The sequence below is a fragment of the Bacillus sp. T2.9-1 genome, assembly GCF_950097965.1.
GTDB lineage: Bacteria > Bacillota > Bacilli > Bacillales > Cytobacillaceae > Niallia > Niallia hominis.
In genome coordinates this window covers 1-17,911 of sequence record NZ_CATNHG010000098.1, presented here as the reverse complement: position 1 = coordinate 17,911, position 17,911 = coordinate 1, and the positions used below count along the sequence as shown (strand labels likewise).

21 protein-coding genes are annotated in these 17,911 nt (G+C 37.1%); 1 reads left to right on the top strand and 20 read right to left on the bottom strand.

Annotated elements, in window-relative coordinates:
* Positions 1–20: 20 nt before the first annotated feature.
* The 14 genes from QQZ16_RS14125 to QQZ16_RS14060 all read right to left on the bottom strand — a co-directional run bounded on the left by QQZ16_RS14125 (position 21) and on the right by QQZ16_RS14060 (position 12,266).
* Positions 21–461, bottom strand: a complete 441-nt coding sequence (locus QQZ16_RS14125; protein ID WP_027625352.1) for a phage holin family protein — start codon at positions 459–461, stop codon at positions 21–23.
* 75 nt (positions 462–536) lie between these two features.
* Positions 537–2,687 (bottom strand): hypothetical protein, encoded by a 2,151-nt coding sequence (locus tag QQZ16_RS14120; protein ID WP_231512531.1) that lies wholly within the window; start codon positions 2,685–2,687, stop codon positions 537–539.
* Between the two features lie 221 nt (positions 2,688–2,908).
* Entirely contained in the window at positions 2,909–3,268 is a 360-nt protein-coding gene (locus tag QQZ16_RS14115) for an HNH endonuclease (protein WP_031536860.1), read from the bottom strand.
* Positions 3,269–3,520: 252 nt separating this feature from the next.
* Complete coding sequence (locus QQZ16_RS14110; RefSeq protein WP_031536861.1) at positions 3,521–3,892, bottom strand: hypothetical protein; 372 nt, start codon at positions 3,890–3,892, stop codon at positions 3,521–3,523.
* A 16-nt stretch (positions 3,893–3,908) separates the two neighbouring features.
* Positions 3,909–4,655: a hypothetical protein gene (locus tag QQZ16_RS14105; RefSeq protein WP_031536862.1), complete on the bottom strand. Its 747-nt coding sequence runs from the start codon at positions 4,653–4,655 to the stop codon at positions 3,909–3,911.
* Between the two features lie 267 nt (positions 4,656–4,922).
* On the bottom strand, positions 4,923–5,333 hold the full coding sequence (locus QQZ16_RS14100) for a DUF1492 domain-containing protein (protein WP_031536863.1): 411 nt from the start codon (positions 5,331–5,333) through the stop codon (positions 4,923–4,925).
* Entirely contained in the window at positions 5,330–5,548 is a 219-nt protein-coding gene (locus tag QQZ16_RS14095) for a hypothetical protein (protein ID WP_035416316.1), read from the bottom strand. The genes QQZ16_RS14100 and QQZ16_RS14095 overlap by 4 nt, the downstream gene beginning before the upstream one ends.
* Positions 5,548–6,909 carry a DEAD/DEAH box helicase gene (locus QQZ16_RS14090; protein WP_031536865.1) on the bottom strand — a complete coding sequence of 454 codons (1,362 nt, stop codon included), beginning with the start codon at positions 6,907–6,909 and terminating at the stop codon, positions 5,548–5,550. Before QQZ16_RS14090 ends, QQZ16_RS14095 begins: the two co-directional genes overlap by 1 nt.
* Complete coding sequence (locus tag QQZ16_RS14085) at positions 6,890–7,171, bottom strand: VRR-NUC domain-containing protein (RefSeq protein WP_031536866.1); 282 nt, start codon at positions 7,169–7,171, stop codon at positions 6,890–6,892. Before QQZ16_RS14085 ends, QQZ16_RS14090 begins: the two co-directional genes overlap by 20 nt.
* 219 nt (positions 7,172–7,390) lie before the next feature.
* Positions 7,391–9,283 carry a virulence-associated E family protein gene (locus QQZ16_RS14080; protein WP_231512532.1) on the bottom strand — a complete coding sequence of 631 codons (1,893 nt, stop codon included), beginning with the start codon at positions 9,281–9,283 and terminating at the stop codon, positions 7,391–7,393.
* 746 nt (positions 9,284–10,029) lie between these two features.
* Complete coding sequence (locus QQZ16_RS14075) at positions 10,030–10,998, bottom strand: hypothetical protein (RefSeq protein ID WP_031536868.1); 969 nt, start codon at positions 10,996–10,998, stop codon at positions 10,030–10,032.
* Positions 10,999–11,002: 4 nt separating this feature from the next.
* Positions 11,003–11,212 carry an HNH endonuclease gene (locus tag QQZ16_RS14070; protein ID WP_031536869.1) on the bottom strand — a complete coding sequence of 70 codons (210 nt, stop codon included), beginning with the start codon at positions 11,210–11,212 and terminating at the stop codon, positions 11,003–11,005.
* Positions 11,202–11,474 carry a (deoxy)nucleoside triphosphate pyrophosphohydrolase gene (locus QQZ16_RS14065; protein ID WP_035416317.1) on the bottom strand — a complete coding sequence of 91 codons (273 nt, stop codon included), beginning with the start codon at positions 11,472–11,474 and terminating at the stop codon, positions 11,202–11,204. Before QQZ16_RS14065 ends, QQZ16_RS14070 begins: the two co-directional genes overlap by 11 nt.
* A 198-nt stretch (positions 11,475–11,672) precedes the next feature.
* The gene (locus tag QQZ16_RS14060) at positions 11,673–12,266 is read right to left on the bottom strand and encodes a hypothetical protein (RefSeq protein WP_031536871.1); all 594 of its coding nucleotides are present in this window, start codon (positions 12,264–12,266) and stop codon (positions 11,673–11,675) included.
* Between the two features lie 328 nt (positions 12,267–12,594).
* Between QQZ16_RS14060 and QQZ16_RS14055 the strand changes: the two genes are divergently transcribed.
* Positions 12,595–13,980 carry a recombinase family protein gene (locus QQZ16_RS14055; protein WP_284561433.1) on the top strand — a complete coding sequence of 462 codons (1,386 nt, stop codon included), beginning with the start codon at positions 12,595–12,597 and terminating at the stop codon, positions 13,978–13,980.
* 147 nt (positions 13,981–14,127) lie between these two features.
* Here the strand turns inward: QQZ16_RS14055 and QQZ16_RS14050 are convergent, their stop codons facing one another.
* The 6 genes from QQZ16_RS14050 to QQZ16_RS14025 all read right to left on the bottom strand — a co-directional run bounded on the left by QQZ16_RS14050 (position 14,128) and on the right by QQZ16_RS14025 (position 17,366).
* Positions 14,128–15,621: a multicopper oxidase family protein gene (locus tag QQZ16_RS14050; protein ID WP_031536872.1), complete on the bottom strand. Its 1,494-nt coding sequence runs from the start codon at positions 15,619–15,621 to the stop codon at positions 14,128–14,130.
* A gap of 177 nt (positions 15,622–15,798) precedes the next feature.
* Positions 15,799–16,029 (bottom strand): hypothetical protein, encoded by a 231-nt coding sequence (locus QQZ16_RS14045; protein ID WP_109768508.1) that lies wholly within the window; start codon positions 16,027–16,029, stop codon positions 15,799–15,801.
* Positions 16,030–16,041: 12 nt separating this feature from the next.
* On the bottom strand, positions 16,042–16,347 hold the full coding sequence (locus QQZ16_RS14040; protein WP_031536874.1) for an SHOCT domain-containing protein: 306 nt from the start codon (positions 16,345–16,347) through the stop codon (positions 16,042–16,044).
* Positions 16,348–16,380: 33 nt separating this feature from the next.
* Positions 16,381–16,569 carry a hypothetical protein gene (locus QQZ16_RS14035; protein ID WP_031536875.1) on the bottom strand — a complete coding sequence of 63 codons (189 nt, stop codon included), beginning with the start codon at positions 16,567–16,569 and terminating at the stop codon, positions 16,381–16,383.
* A gap of 77 nt (positions 16,570–16,646) precedes the next feature.
* Positions 16,647–17,075 (bottom strand): hypothetical protein, encoded by a 429-nt coding sequence (locus QQZ16_RS14030; protein WP_031536876.1) that lies wholly within the window; start codon positions 17,073–17,075, stop codon positions 16,647–16,649.
* A gap of 48 nt (positions 17,076–17,123) precedes the next feature.
* Positions 17,124–17,366, bottom strand: coding sequence for an SHOCT domain-containing protein (locus QQZ16_RS14025; protein WP_031536877.1), 243 nt, complete (start codon positions 17,364–17,366; stop codon positions 17,124–17,126).
* Positions 17,367–17,911: the final 545 nt, after the last annotated feature.

Below are 17,911 nucleotides of genomic sequence, written 5' to 3'. Positions count from 1 at the left end.
CTAATCAAATATTAAGTCAATCATCTTCCACCACCAGGCTTAGGCGGTTCCCCATCACGTCCATGTAGTTGCTGTAAAACCGATTTTAGGTTTTCTGGAATAGGCAGTCCAATATGTCCAGCGTTCTCTAAAATGGATACTCCTTCATTACTTAGGTAGAAAAAGATTACTGCTGTTCGTAAAATGCCACTATTTTCTCCAATACTAACCAAAATTTGTGTATCGATAATATGAGCGATGCCTACCATTATAAAGATGAGTACCTTTTTGAAAATCCCCTTAGCACCGATTTCGCTACACAGTTTTTTGTTTGCAATTGCACAAAAGACACCTGTCAGGTAGTCAATGATCACAAAGGCTACCAGTGCATAGAGAAATCCGTCATAACCGCCGAGAAACCACCCAAGAAATCCACCGACTGCGGCAATAGCCAGCTGTATCCAATTCCAAATTTCTTTCATTAAAGACACCTCCGTTTCGTGTATTTCCATATAGAAAAGCGCCCCTGCAAATGACAAGAGCGCTGAATTTTATTTTTACATTATTTTTATTAGGTCATGAATTTGTTGCATCACATCTGCCCTAGGCCTTCCTGTACCAATAGGTAGCCATGTGACAGATGGTATATCGAACGCATGGGAAGAATCAAAACTATTAATTATCATAATAATCGCATCAATAGCTTTACGCATTTCAACGATATGGAATGGCCAATTCTTAACAGTGGTCTTTCTTGCGATGATCTCCTCTTTCCAAGTTGCAGGGGACATATTGTAATAGCTACGTACCCTGTTTATAGCAGTTCGAAGCGTCTTAATATGCGCTGCCTTTACATGTGTCACATTAGCGGTGATGATTTCAAAAGGTAATGCTAAAATCGTGAAGGTACGAACAACTTCTGTGCTTGCTGACTCGATATCACTGTCAAGGCAACGAAAAGTAACCGTATGATTTCCTACAGAAAGCGGTTCAGCTTGGTAAATTGTCTTGACCCCATTACCAAGATAGCCGCTTACAGAAAACCGCTCAGGATTGTCTACGCTGTTTTGCCATGAACCAGAGTCAATCCTTACCTCCACTATTTGTGTTTGTCCATCTGGTTCAATTCCTGTTGTGATCATAAAACGTGGTGTAGCATTATAAGTAAAATTGCCAGACATTGGACAGTCCACTATCGGTGCTACAGGCGGGCTGTTTTTCTTTACCGCGTTACTAACAACATAGGCAGACACTGCATCAAGTGCATCTGTGACGCTGATTCGATAACGAGTATATCTACCGGCAACCTGTGAGGCATTTACCTGAAGAGTGCCTGAAGTCGCATTGGAAATAACTGTCGTCAGTGCTTCATAAGCAGACCAATTTAGTCCATCTATCGAAGTGGCCTGTTGAATAACATATTGCTTGATGGAGCTGGTTCCAGGTACCGTTCCACTCCACGAAAGGTTTATTGTATTTACTTCATAGATAGGAGGGTTTGCGGCAAAAATAGTCGGCGGTATTGGTAGTATGTTTTTACGAACAGTATTACTGGTAATAGTCCAGCCTGAGTAAAAATCCTCTCCAGCTGTACCACGGGTTCTTATTCGGAACCGACGATAATGACCACGTGTAGCAGGTGGACTGACATTTAAAATACTGCTTGTTGCAGAAGTATTGACTATCGCCAATGCCAACCAAGCACCCCAATTGCTATTATCTGGCGAATCACTATATTGTATTTCGTAGGAAGTGATGGGATTACCTGCGCCACCAGCTGCTCCACTCCACGAAAGAGTAACGTTTCCTTCAGATAATGTTGCACTTACCGTGCAGGCAGTCGGTGCTGCACAGGCAGTGATGTTGCAATAAATGCTATTACTGATTTTCTCTATTGAGTAAACATCAAATGTGTCAATTGTCCAAATACCAAATTGTGTATATGTTCCTGGGGTCCTCGATACAATTGGATTATAGCTACCACCGCTTGCTGCCAATGTCAACATGGTCAACACATTCCACGCACTCCATGTGCTGTTATCCGTGGATGTGCGACTGGCAATTTGATACCCCTTAATTGGACTGGTACCGCTAGACGCTCCGCTCCAAGTAAGTGTGATAGTCTCATTACTATATGCCGCAGGGGAGGCAACAGCAGTCGTTGCTGGCTTTGGTACCGTATTCCTGCGGACGCTGTTTGTGGATACTTTCCAGCTAGAGTAATAACTAGCTCCTGCTGTACCACGGGTTCGTACACGAAATCTTCGGTAATTACCTCGCGTTGAGGGCGGTGCTACTGATACACTGCCACTTGATGCTGTGGTGGTCACAGTTGTCAGAGCAGTCCATGCTCCCCATGTGATGTTATCGGCAGAATCACTATATTGAATCTCATAACTAGAAATCGTATTATTGATGCCCCCAGAAGCACCACTCCAAGAAAGAGTCACATCCCCTTCCGCAAGTGTCGGGGAAACCGTACAAGATGTCGGGGCTCCACAAGCCGTAGTAAGCAATGGAGCACTTAGTACCGTATAGCTTGAATTGGTAATCACACCAGAGGATAATGGTAATCGTCCATCAGATACCACTTTGAATGTGACTGGCTGGGTTGCATTACCTGTAGTAGAAGCACAGGTCACCGAAACATATCTAATCCTTGGTGTGGTCCCTTCCCAGTTATCTCCGTCTGCCGCTTTAATACGCACTTGTGAAGAAGATCCATTTACAGTCATAGTGCAAAGCAATGCATAACCACTACGAATAAAGGAACCTGATGAACCTAACGCAGCGGATATGGTGAAGTTGTATGTCATCTGGCTATTATTAGGTCGGCTTTTAGTATAAGTAATCGTGTAATAAACGGTCGGGCTGGAACCCGCCTGCAGAGTGATTACACAAAAGAAAAGCTGTGGAGATTTGACTCCCCCTACCGGGTTCCCCAACGGTCTCCATCTCTTGCCGTGATTGCAGAGTGGCAAGGAGTACAAAGAGCCATCAGATTACTTCTATCGTGAGTCCCTCCTCTTGCAAGAGGAAGAATGTGATGGACTTCATTTGCTGGGGTTAGCTTTCCTTGTCGTTTACATTCCTCACAAAGAGGATGAGCTGCAATGTAGCGGTCACGTATTCTTTTCCAAGCACGACCATAACGCTTACGGGTTGCTGGGTCACGGTCATACTTTTCATACCGTGCGGCTTCCTTCTTGCTATGCTCTTCACAAAAGCGCTTGTCGGTTAGCTCTGGGCAACCAGGGTAAGAGCACGGTCGCTTAGGTTTCTTTGGCATACTGCACCTCCTTTTGCCCATAGAAAAAGCCCTCGCAGGAGAAATGCTCCCGTGAAGGCTTCTGTTTATTAATATTCCATACTACCATTATATAACTTTCACTACGGACAAACAGTGTCATCGTATGCCAAACTGTGCCAAAGTGTGCCAACTTTATATGGGTATTCGGATTATCTTATGGAACTATTACTTTACTGGTAATAGAAACACAAAAATGCTTTTTTTGAATTCAAGCATTTTTGTGAAAATTAGTTATTCGAATGTAACTTTAACAATATCTGGTTCTCTTCCTTGCTTAGTAAAAACGATATCAGCCTCGTAGTCATCCTTCCATTTCACAGATATTTTGTCGGGCAATTTTGTTTTCACAACGCTTTTATTATCATATTTAATTCTAATTGTAGGGTCGGGGAAGTCCTCTATTCTAACAACCTCAATTGTGTTTATATTGTTAGGCGAATGACTGACCGTTAATTGAGTCTCTTTGGGTTGCGTAAAAAATAACCATGCTGGTATTATAACAACTATAAGTCCTATTATAATTACAGCAAAGAAACAACCAATTCCAGTTAAAAATTTCGTTTTTTGTGCATTCACAAGATGATCGTCATTTTCATTACACATCCGTTCTATCTCCCTATTAATTTTTGTGTCCTTCTATATAATCAGATATAGTTAGTTGATTCTCTCCACCACCATCATAATTGGAAAAACCATATTTATTGTTGGGAGTATATTTATTATATTCTATATCTAAATCGTGAAGAATTCGATGGATATATACAACGGGGGTTGAGTCATAATTCTTTAAACTGATTTCAGCTAATTGTATAATTCGTTCAAAATCTAATCCCATAGAAGGAGGATAGGAATCTTGATTATTTAAAAATTGTTCAATTTCACTCGACATACTTTCCTTGGTTGATTTCATATTATCCCAATCTATATTTTTGTATTTCTCATTAGACGTTATTCCATTAAAAACTTCATGATATTTTACAATAAAATTCGATAACTCCTTATTTGAAATTTTTCTAGGGTCTTCATCATCATGTATCTTATTGTCTTTCTCATTGTAACTACTTACTTCTTGATTTCCATCTGTATTTGTTATATTTCTTGAGTCTTTTCCTTCTGTATCGCTAGAGTGCTCCATACCATCTTCTTGTTCCAAGGCACTATTTTCATTAGTTATGTCGTCTAATTGATTACTACCTCCCATATAGCTTTTAGTAGTAGCAAAATCTTCTTTACTTTCTGTGATTTTTTCAAGTTCAGTTTGATCCCTGACTAATTTAGTATCATCAGATGGATTGCTACATGACGATATTCCAATTATTAAAATAATTGCAAGGGTTGCGACAATAAAAAATCTACTTTTTTTCATTAGTACAACTCCATTCTTTTTAATGTGCTATTAATTTCATTTTATCACAGTGATTAAAAACTCTTTATCTAATTTAAAATTTGTTAGAAATTTATTTGAACAATATATGGAATTAGATTATTGGGGAACAAATATTAAATAAATATTGCTACAAGGACTAGCAAATAAAGTTATCCGCTAGTCCCTTTGCAATCGAACCAAGTAAAAAGTAGAAATTTGGGTATGAACTTTTAATCCCTTTCCACACTATTCTCCGACTATCCTTTTTTATTTCGGCACCTTTAAATGTTGCAAAGCGGATGAATGGAGTCTATGCACGGTTCTCATAGAAACATTAAGATTGACACAGATTTCTTCCCAGTTAAGAAAGTTAATGTATCGGTAGCGAAGAATCAGCTTCTCATCCACATTTTCCATCTGGTTAATTGCTTCACGAATATCTGATTTCAGCTTTATTAATCGTTCCACCTCTTGTTGTATCTGTTGCTCCAAATCTACTATTCTAATCACATATTTTTCAAAAGGTGGATCAGTACTTTTTGTTTTACTGACTTTTTCCTCAAGAACAGGAGATGAAACACTTCTTGAGAGTTCCCTTAGATTTTGCAACTCCTCAAGATCGGAATTAATTAGCTCATTTAAGCGATAAGCTTGTTTCAAGAATTCCTTTGCCGTCATCGCACCACCTCCTCATGTAGCTTTTGAATTAGCATCTCAGGATCGAGGGATGTCAGGGTAGTGAAATACCCGGAATGAAAGAAACGCTCAATCTCACCTTTCGTATATCTAGCAGAATCATTGCGAGGGTATTTTGCTAGTCTTTTCAGAGCAAAACGATAATCCTTGACCGCCTGTAGAATAATGGCATTTGCCAGTTTATCAAATGCATCCATCATACAACACCCCTCGCTTTCCCCAGATTTGCTTTGACAGCGTTAATAAGATCGGACTGTGTCTTTTCCTTTCGTTTCAAGGCCCTCATCACATCTTCATCAATCGTGCCTTTTGTAATAATGTGATGGATAACTACGGTTTCATTTTGACCTTGTCTCCAAAGTCTCGCGTTTGTTTGCTGATAGAGTTCCAGACTCCAAGTAAGTCCAAACCAGATAAGCGTTGAACCACCACTTTGTAAGTTAAGGCCGTGTCCCGCAGATGCAGGATGGATAACCCCCACAGAAATATCGCCGTTGTTCCAATCCTTGATATCCTTGGAAGTCTTAATTTCTCTGACATTGAATCTTGTCTTAATACGCTCTAAATCGTGATTATACCAATAGGCAATAAGCACAGGTTTGCCGTTAGCACCTTCAATTAAATCCTCAAGAGCATCTAGCTTGCGGTCGTGGATAATATGAGAGTTTTTATCATCATCATAGATAGCACCATTTGCCATTTGCAGGAGTTTGCCAGAAAGGACGGCTGCATTCATGGCATCTATTTCTTCATCAGCAAATTCAAGAACCATCTCTTCACGAAAGTGATCATATACGGATTGTTCCTTGCCATTCAGATACACGGGCACTTCATTGATAACGCACTCTGGCATTTTCAGAAAATCGACTGATTTCATGGAAATGGTGATATCCGAAATGAGCCGATATATGGCATCTTCAGCACCTGGCAATGGTTTATATGAAAATACGATTTGCTGATTACGTTTATCCGGTGTAAAAAAGGAATTGCGGTAGTGAGTTATGTATCTGCCGAGTCTTTTACCCATGTCAAGAATACGAAACTCTGCCCACAAATCCATTAACCCATTACTGGAGGGTGTACCCGTAAGACCCACGATCCGTTTTGCCCTCGGCCTTACTTTTAGTAAACTTTTAAATCTTTTTGCACCATAGGATTTAAAGGATGATAGCTCATCTATTACCACCATGTCATAGTCAAAAGGGATGCCACTTTTGTTTACCAACCAGTCCACATTTTCTCTATTTATAAGATAGACACTTGCAGGTTTTCTAAGAGCCGCCAATCGCTCCTGTTTTGTGCCGATGGCTACCGAAAACTCCAGTCCTTTTAAATGCTCCCACTTATTTATCTCAGCTGGCCAAGTATCCCTTGCTACTCGAAGTGGGGCAATGACCAGAACCTTTCCAATTTCAAAACTATCAAGACATAAATCAAATATAGCCGTTAGAGTAATGACGCTTTTGCCAAGACCCATTTCTAAAAACACCGCAGCGATGGGATGCTTAAGTATGAAGTTCGTTGCATAGGTCTGATATTTATGAGGATTGTATTTCACCAAGTATCCCTCCAATCTGCTTAACATCATCAATGACATAGCAGGTAAAGCCTAACTTCTGTAATTGCTTTATTCTTCTAATCTGTAACAGGCGAGGTTTCTTTCCGGGAGCCTTTAATTCCACAAAAGCCATCTTCCCATATGGTAAAAGCACTAGGCGGTCTGGCATCCCATCTAAACCCGGACTAACAAACTTCGCCGCAATGCCTTCCATCTTTTTTACCTCAGCCACCAGTTTCTTTTCTATATTTTTTTCAAGCATAAATACCTCCCATATAAAAAGGCTCGGAACAAGAAAACAACTTTGACCCAATTTTCCTATACGCGCGCGTATGCGTGTATGCACAGGCTACTATTACTTCTTTTTACTATTTATAAATAAATAGGATACTTCTTGTTCCACTTGTTCCGAACCGTTGATTTTCCTTATCATTACTAACTTTAGGGAAAGAACCAGTATGGGAACAAGGTAAGGTACAACTTAGCGTTGTTCCTCGACTCGGGAATAAGCTCGTTGCTTTCCGTAGACAGGAAACGTCACAACACCATTCTTGTTCCCAGTGTACTTGTTCCACTCACTGATCTTTCTCATAATGGCACCGATGGCATAGGAATCTGATGGTTTTAGCATTGATGCCTCTTTACCGAAACACTCACACCAAATTTCCATATTGCAAACAAGGGTTCTTTTTACTGTTCCAACACGGGTGCCGCCGCCAAATTCGCTACCGCCGAGGAAATTTCTACGCTCGTACAAAGACATTGTGTCCCAATCATCCGGTAAGAGCGTATCCAAGTAGGTACGAACCAGTCCTTCTCGTTCATCTGTTTCCATAGCATCTGCCTGTTCACTGGTTGCCATGGTTACATCATCACCTTCAAGGTAGAGTTTTTCGCCCTTCTCATAAAGAACTAGAGCCTCTGCCCAAATCTGCTGTACTTCCTCTTTGGTCATCTGCCAAGCTTTCTTTCTACTGTTACCGCTAATGCGGACTGGCCAAAATCTGCGGTTACCCGTAATATCCCGAAGAAATCCGCTTTCTGCATTGGTAGAACCCACAATTACGCATTGACGGGGATGGCTTTCGACGTTGACCCCATAACTGGCACGGTACTTATCATCCGCCCTCGAAATAAAGGACTTCACAATCTCCACATCCGTCTTACGCATTCCTGCAAGCTCACCGAGTTCCAACAACCAATATCCTTGAAGTTTTTCAGCACCTGATTTATCTTTCATATCCGTAATGGTCAAACTGTCTGAAAACCAATCTCCGGCAAGCTTAGCAAAGAAGGTTGACTTACCGATACCTTGAGGACCGTTTAAGATTAGAACACTATCAAACTTTGTACCTGGTCTATAAATACGGGCTACCGCCGCAACCATCGTTTTGCGAATAGTTGCCTTTGTGTAGGAATTATCCGTTGCACCGAAATAATCAATTAGTAGATTATCTACTCGACTAATTCCATCCCATTTTGGCAGGGAGTCCAGATACTCCTTAACAGGATGGTAGGCTCGTTCAGCCGCTACCGCTAACACAGCATCCTTGGTCTTGGTAGGAGAATAAACTCCGTATTTGCTGCTTAAGTACACCTTAAGAAGGGCATTGTCCGAATCATTCCAACCAGCCTTGATCTGTTCCCAAGGCAGACCACCTTTGGCATCTATACCATCACGGTGGCAGTTGAAAGCGATATGCTGTAAATCTTCATCATGACGAATAATCAAGACGATGTTACCCAGTGTGTCTTTTATCCGACCTTGCTTATCTAGTTCCAAACCTGTCTGCCAATCCTCATCACTAAACTCTTCTTCAGCCTGAGCCTTTCTTTCCTTTGCAAACTCAGCTTTTACCGCTTCATCTTTTATAGCAAACTCGCACATTGCCACAAAAGACGGCATCCTGCCAGGAGCCGTAGTAGTGGAAGCTCTATCATCTAAAGAGCCGAATTTATGAATACGAACGAGATCAAAAGCATTGAGGAGCAGGCCGCTTGCTGGGTCGGTGGCATGGTGGCTGTAAGCGAATTTATCATCATAAATTATTACACCCGCACTACTGTCAGCTGGAATATAGTCATAGCGCCCTTCCATAGCAGATGCTTCATAAACTGTACCTAAGAATTTCTCTATTGCTTCACGAACGGAATAGGCGCGACAGAAAGTTCCTACCACACCTTCCTTTAAAAGAGGATCTGCTTGTTCTTTAAGACTGCGATTAATAACTTCAGACTGCCTGCTTGATACGGGCCAAGTTGTTGTATCTCGCCAGTTTTGATATTTTGAAAGATAAATATCTGGGTCAAGTAATGCTCCATCCTGCTCTTCGTAGACAAATTGACCGTTAGAGGAAGTGGATGGCCAATACATAAGGCGATGGGCTTCATATGTAATTTTAAGTCACAGTGACAACCCGAAATTTGTCGATAACTATAGGTATTTCTGTAACTATCATACGTAAATGGATTACTCAATTTCGATTTAAGTGAGGAATTTTCCAATGAAGTTCGTTCATTTGTCCTCCCAAAACTTATATGCGGTGTAATTGTATTCATTTTTCTTTACAATGTTGCCATCACAACTTAAAAATACAGAATCGCAATCTTATTAACTCCCTGTCGACATAATTCAATGTATCACTGTGACAGAGAATCAATATGCTCGCAAATGAAAAAATCATCATGATGAGTATTTAGAAATCGTGGTGGATAATAATAGCGAACTCACTCAGCTTGCAGAAAAGAAAAATGACATGATCTCCATGCTTGAAAGTAATCGACAAGTTAAAAGAAGAGCTTCTTCTATTTTTTAACTTTCATCGAACTAACGTCCGAAATTCTACATCGTCTCATCAATATAATCAATGTAAAAGAAGACGGCACACCGGTTATTTATTACCGATTTGCCGCCCCAACATTTGTATAGAAGCAGGATTTCCCTTTATCGGGAGCCTGCTTCATTTTTTAAATCATCTGCGATACTACCTCAACATGTGTTTTGATAGAATGATGATACTAAAACGCGTAAAATCGATTTTGCGTAATGATGTACCCCCTATAATCTCCCCTCAACAATGACTTTAATCAAGCAATAATTCTATTTGAAGGTCCTTTATTTTAATAAAGTATTTTTCTTTCTCTTTTTATAAGCTCTTCACATTTTTTTTGGACATCTTTACACATATTAATTTTCCCAACAATTTTTAAACCTCTTATTCTAATACGAGCAATAATCTTATTTAGCAATTGCCTAAATTCTTCTTTATGCATCCCATCAAAGCTTTTAACATCATTTATTAATTGATAGTCTTTTTCATCTATTAATAAATTCTCATTCTTATCTTCAAACCATTCTTTCCAATATTTTTCTTCACTTACTGTAACTCCCATAATCCTTTTGTTGTTAATAATTTTATTAAGCATTAAATCGAGAAAATCCTTTATGTCACTACTAATTCCCTTAATTTTATTGTAAGGAGGATCAGGACAAGGCATAAAATTCCCAAAACTATGTGTCAGCTGAGCTAACAATTGTATAGGTTTGAGGTTATTAACTTCATCAAAATCCTCAAATCTATAATTGTTATTTTGATTTGATAAAGACAATAGATATTTTTCTGAAACTATTTGTTTTTTTCTAATTCCATTTTCTAATACTCTTACTGAATTTATTCTGTCATCAAAATAAAAATCATCTGGATAATATATTAATAAAGCAAAAGAGTAAATAGTGATAAATGAATTAATAGTGTCCGAATATGGCTTCACACCCCATCCCAAACAATTATATATATTACTTAAATTTTGACATGACCAACAATTATCTGGAGAAAAGTATTCTTTCCACGCATCCGGACCACCTGATTCTTCTATAATTGTGTTTACTTTCCTCCAGTTAAACCAATTAAAAATTGAATTGCCCTTTTCATCATATCTTAATTCGGTATTTTCTACATTTTCAAGTATCTCGTTGAATTTTTTATTTTCAATTCTTGCCAGTTTTTTAAAATCAATCTCTACAATTGTCAAAACTTCATTAAGTGATGAGCTTTCATCAAGCAATTGTATTTCTTTTAACAAATCCATTGTCTCAATCCTTTTTTATTTGTTTAAGTTTTTCAATATCTTCTTCTGACTCAACAACATGCATCTTTCTGTAACAATTCGGACAGAGTGCAGTAGTATTCTCAATGGTATCTGGCCCTTCTTTTGAAAGCCATATTATGTGATGTGTTTCAAGATATGGTTCACCATTTTTATTAGTAAAAGGTGCTGGTTCTTCACATAATTCACATTCCACTTTCCAGCTCTGCAATATATGAAATTAGTTGAATCTCACCTAAATCGTATTTATGAATACTAGTTGTATAATAGCTATGCAGTTTAATACTAACTCCCAATTCTTCATTAACTTCTCTAATTACACAGTCTTTTGGGGTTTCATTTTCTTTTACTTTTCCCCCTGGGAACTCCCATAAATTTGGTAGTTTCATATTTTCATTTCTCTTAGTTATTAAAATCTTACATTCAGATATAATTATAGCTGCGGATACAAGTATCATTGTTTGAATTTTAAGTCACAGCGACAACCCGAAAGCCGCCCATTTTGCCGGCAAACAAAAAAAGAATACTAATGGTTAATGATTACAAAATGCTACTACAGGCTGTTCAGCAGATAATATAATGTTTTTGCTTCAATTAGAACAAACTATAAAGACCAACTTGGAATGATAAGTTGGTCTTTATATGTGCATAACTATTTAATTTAATGCATCCTCAATAACTGACCAATTTTCAGCAGCATAAGTAAATATATAATTCACATCATCTCTATCGTCAATCCAGGCTCCATTAATTAAATTCATATAAAAATGTATGTTCTCTGAAGTTATATGCTTTGCATTTACCCATGCCTTGAATTGTTCAGGGCTGAGTAGAATGGTATGAAGCTTATCTTCAAATGTAATAACAAATATATACAAATCAAATGTACCAACTGCATCTTCGTTAACTGTGAACCATCCACTTGGATATCCTTCTTTTACTCTGTGAGAACGTGATTTTTTTAAAAGAACTCGTAATGTTTTTTCTCCATCCGATATTGTTAATTTTGCCCCTAATTTTTGGCTTCCCTTAGTTAGTTTTAAATGAGGATACCTTTTTTTAATCTGCTCAATTACATAATCTCTAGCGTTTGAAACAGTTATTGCTTCTTCAGTTTCAAAAGAAATAGCACCTTCACCTTTTAATGCAGCAATTTCCCTTTTCATATTTTCCATTTCCTCCTTAAGTTTTGTTATTTCTGCGGACATTTCACCAACTAATGAAATCAAATTAAGAATGTTCGTATCCATTTCCATCCTCCTTGCCTTTTGCTTTATCCTGATGATATTTTTATTATATCCATTTTATCTTATTTTATCAACGTTTTATCCAAAGTTTTTTCGTGGATTTTTTTGATATTAATTAAAAAGAAATATCCATGTTTCCTAATAATTTTTTTGAAATGTTTTATTTACTAAAAAATGACAATATTAGTACCCAGGTAAACACTACTACATCTCAACATTTTTGATTGGAGTTGAGATTATTGAAATGCGCAGTATACATCCGTGTATCGACTGATAAGGAGTAGCAGAAAACGTCGCTTGAAATCAGTAGCGGTTCTTTTACAACATAATCGTGGAGAAAGGATGGGATTTGTTTCGTTTTTATATTGATGTGGAATCAGGAACAAAAGATAAAAAGCAGGAAAACTTACGGCAATTGATTGAGGACGCAAAACAGCATAAGTTTGATGTCATCCTTTCAAAGGAACTATCACGACTAGCAAGGAATGGGAAGCTTTCATACGAAATAAAGGATATTGCTGAAAAGCATAATATCCACATCATCACCTTTGATAATGCGATTAATTCACTTAAGGGCAATATTCATATGTTTGGCTTATATGCATGGGTATATGAACAAGAATCACAGCGTACTTCTGAACGTATCAAAGCTGCTCTAAACACAAATGCCAAAAGAGGAAATTTTCATGGTTCAAACGCTCCCTATGGTTATAAGGTAATTGATAAGAAGCTAGTTCTTGCAGGTGATTATACGCCTGAAGTTGTTAAGAGCATATTTGATTTATATTTGTGTGGAAAGGGTTTCGATTCCATTGCTCGTTCTCTTTCCAAAAAGGGGTACCCAACACCCTCTCAGGTGGCACAGAAGAGCAATGCAGGTCGATATTGGCATGGTTCAACTATTAAGACCATCCTGACTAATCCGCATTATACAGGTGATTTAGTTCAGGGAAGAGAAACTACAAGAAGTGTCACCTCCCAGTCAAGGCACAGTATTCCTGAAGAAAACCAAATTGTTGTAAAAAATACACATCAGGCAATCATTTCGCAAGAAACCTTTGATACCGCACACGAGCTAATGAGAAGTCGCAAGAAAAATTATACGAAGGTAAATATACATATTTTTACAAATGCCCTATATTGCTCTGATTGTGGAACAGGTATGTGGTATAGGCAAAATCGAACTGGCTACATTTGCGGGAGTTACGCTCGTCATGGAAAAATTGCTTGCACTCAAAGAACAATAAAAGAAAAGGATTTAAAAGAAACAATCCTTTCTGATATTAAAAAAATGGCTCAAGTTATTAACGATAAGGAATACTTGAATACCCTTGCAGAAGAAACTCTAAAGAAACAAAAGCAAGTTGCTCAGTTATTAAACAACATTGAAAATGAGATTAAAGCTTCTAAAGGAAAAAAGAAACGCTACCTTGAGATGCTTGCAGAAAAACAAATCACCCATGAAGAATATCGAGAAGTTGCTGATGATAAACAAGAAAGGAAAAATGAATTAAATATTAAAAGGAGTGGGCTTGAAGCCTCACTCCGACATGATGAATTTTTAGGACGTATTGAAAAACTTCGGAATACCATTAGCAGCTTTTTACCGCTTCATGAGGTAACGGAGGAAATACTCCATCACTTTGTTGAGCGGATTGAGGTAGATAATCACGGTATTCCTATGATTACTTATCGATTTTCAATTTCACCTAGTTAATTCTCCCTCAAAACCATCTGCGACACACATTCAACGTGTGTTTTGATAGAGTGATGATACTAAAACGCGTTTATATTGTTTTGCGTAAAAATGTTCCCACTATTTTAAGGGGGAATGATTTATTAGAACGAACTGTTTCATGAATAATTACTCAGGTTCATTACCATTTTCGTGAATATCAAAAGGTGAGTAATAACCTTGATATTCCAATGTCGTCATCATACCACCAGCTGCATGGTTAAGGTCGTGACAATGAAATGCCCATAAGCCTGGATTATCTGCCTTAAACATGATTTCATAGGACTCACCCGGTTTGACATTGATTAAATCTTTAACCATTGGATTGTCTAACTTTTGTCCATCCTTTGCTATAATCTGAAAATAATGTCCATGCAGATGCATAGGGTGATCAAACCGACTATCATTTATTAATGTTGCCTTTACGATGTCACCTTCTTTTACCTCAAACGGTTCGGTTTCTGGAAAAACCTCTTCATTAATTGTAAATTCCATATTACCCATACCCATGCTCGCCCCTAATAACATATCATATTCAATATCAGGAGTAGGTATCTCTTTAAAAATAGGATCCATATATTGTGTCCCATTTTCTGTTACATCATCTTTAGTTTCTGTTGTTTTTGACTGATTATCTTCATCAATATTTTTAGGAATTACCTTAACTACCATATTTTCAGCAGCACTATTATCGTCTACACTTTCGATCTGCCATTGTTTTGTATTATCAATGGTTAATTCTACATCAATACGTTCAGAAGGCCCTATTTCAAGATGTTCGGTACCAGGATTTGTGTTATAGATAGGATTTCCGTCTATTCCAACAATACGATACGGCTCCCCATTAAACCTTAGAAAATGCTTTCGATATCCTGCATTTACAAATCGCAGGCGTACCACTTCTCCATTATTCACTTCAATTGGAGCAATATATTGTCCTGTTTTACCATTCACTGTGTATGTGTTATAGAACATATCAGTATCCATTTCGCCACTGGACATTCCATTCATCATTCCACCCATCATTCCACCTCTACCATTGTCACCAATAGCCCACTCATCAAGTAAAAGGGTGTATTCACGGTCATACAACTTGTTTTTAGGTTCAATAACAAATGATCCATACAACCCCCTATCAACCTGTTCAGAACTACTTTGATGGGAATGATACCAATAAGTACCTGGATCATCTGCTAAGAATTCATAAGTAAAAGAATCCCCAGGTTGAACAGCATCTTGTGTTAGTCCTGCAACTCCATCCATTTTATTAGGTAATACCATACCATGAAAATGAATGGTAACTGGTTCATTAAGTTCATTTTTTAAATTTATCCGAACAAAATCACCTTCTTTAACTCTAATTTCTTCCCCTGGTACAGTTCCGTTATATGTCCAAGCATTAATTATTTTATTTCCTCCAAGGTCCCACTGTGATTCTTTAGCTACAATGTCAAATTCTTTTATATTTTTATCTTGCTCAGGAGATGGAATATCACTAATGCTTATTTTTCCTTCACTAGAACTTTCCGAATTCTCAGCCGAATCATTTGTCTGTTGACATCCTGAAATATAAATAATCGAAATTAACACTATTAAAAGTGTACTTATATACCTAACACTCATGATCTCATCTCCAGTATTTAATAACTAAACATTTTATTTTTAAACTACTCATAATCTGTAGGTTTTATAAATAAAAGTAAATGACAAATTATGAAAAGTACAGCTTTTATCATTTGTAAATTTTAATGATAAAACTCAAAAAGCCGCTGAAAAAATTCAGACGACTTTTTTTATATTTTATAAATTCTTTAAAATTTGTTCGTATTCCCCTTTATCTATTTCTCCTTGTACATATCGGAGCTTTAACACTTCTATGGGATTATTGTTACCTTTTGTCTCTTGTTTCTCTTTTTTTAAGCTAACAAGAAAGTCATGGAATAATTTTTTTCCAGTTCTTATTAATTTGAATAGGTCTCCAGTTTTTACCAAATAATACATTACTATTATTGATAGTATTAGGTTTAACACGATTCCACCTCATTAAAACTTAATTGTTTTTAATATCGTTTGAAATTCTTCATGTGTTATTTCACCACGGGCATAGCGTAATTTTGCAACTTCTTCAGCTTCAATAACTGTTGAATTTCCCATATTTGATGAAACTGAATTTTGTTGTTTCTTGTTTTTAAAAATGAGATATAGCGTAAAAGCAATAAGCCCAAATACAAGCATCGTCATCAAAGACCCACCTGCCATCATATCAAACGAATTAATTCCTTGCTGCATTCCATTGTATCCATAAAATCCACCATTTCCAAAGGAACCCATATGTCCTCCATTCATCATGTTGATTTCTCCCTTCTATAATCGAATTTCGTATTATAATAATGCTTTTAATTTGTTATATTCATCTGCAGAAATTTGACCGGATGCATATCTATAATCAATCACTTCTTTAAGTTCATTTGGATTATTATTTACTTTTGCTTGATTATTCCCAAACCACTTTTGCAATTCACCTGTTTTATACAGATAAAAACCCATAGCTAAAATAAGTAATAAAAACATAACTTCACTCCTCTATTCATACTATTTTCGAATTTTTGTAGTAGCAGGCCAAAGTTAATTGACCTGCTCATCATTTTTTAATACATGCTGCCCATCCCTCTAAAATTACTACTTTGAGATGCACCACCTGTTCCATGCATACTTTTATACAGTTCTTCTAATTCTTGGTTATCTAAATTGGGATGCATTTCACTCATATATGGTTTCATTTGTCCAAAGTTCACATTACCTTCTTCCATAAACTTTTGCATCTCATCAAAGTTCACGTTGCCTTCTTCCATGAACTTTTGCATCTCATCGAAGTTCACGTTGCCTTCTTCCATGAACTTTTGCATACTTTCAAAATCGCCTGTACCCATCACATCTACCATTTGATCATATCTAACATCTTGCTCTTGGATCACTGTATTTTGATTCGGAGCATCCTCTTCAGAAAATAGAGTAGTTAATCCTGCCCCGCCTGTAAACGCTAAAGTTGCTGCTAAAATTCCATTAAGTATATTCATGTCTAATCAATCTCCTTTTAATAGTTTTTTATTAATTATTTATTATCTTTATAAAATATTTTTCTTGATTTGCTCAAACTCTTCAAAAGATATTTCACCTTTTGCAAGTCTAGATTTGGCAATTTCTATTGCATTTGAACTTGCTACAGGTTGGTTTCTATTTACGGCACCCCGATTTTGACTATTAATTCCTAAATAGATAAGGTAGCCGATGAGTATAAATACCAAGATCATCATGAATGATCCACCTCCAAATCCATACATTCCAAATCCATGCCCTAATCCCATCATTGCTTTATCTCTCCTTTCTTAAATCCATAATACTTTTTACTAATGGGGATTTTATGAGTAACTTATGTGAAAGTTATGGAGATACAAATTACATTACTGTACTGTTGTTTTGGTTACATCTGTAATTAATGAAACATTTTATCTCCTCCTTAAATTTTTACTTGTAAAGTTTCATTTGTTTTCTTTACTTGTTCTTATCATAAGCAAAACTTGTATAGATCTTATGGGCAAGTTATGTGGAAGTTATGTGGATTCAAGCACTTCCCGAAATTGATGCAAAAAAAGGGATTAAGTCCGTCTAGTGGCTTAATCCCTTACTTTTGATATTATTTGTGTGCAACTTTAATTGCCCATTTTATTAGGTTTAACTACAAACTTTCTTACAATGCTATAAAATAAATCCTTTTTCTGTTCAATTGGTACTGTCAATATTTTTGTGTAAATGACTTTTCAACTTCTCAAGGTAGATGATCACCTTCGTATTCAAATAGATTTGTTCGAAGTGTTGATTTGGGTGTCTAGGAAAGGGCTAGCCCTTTCCTAGA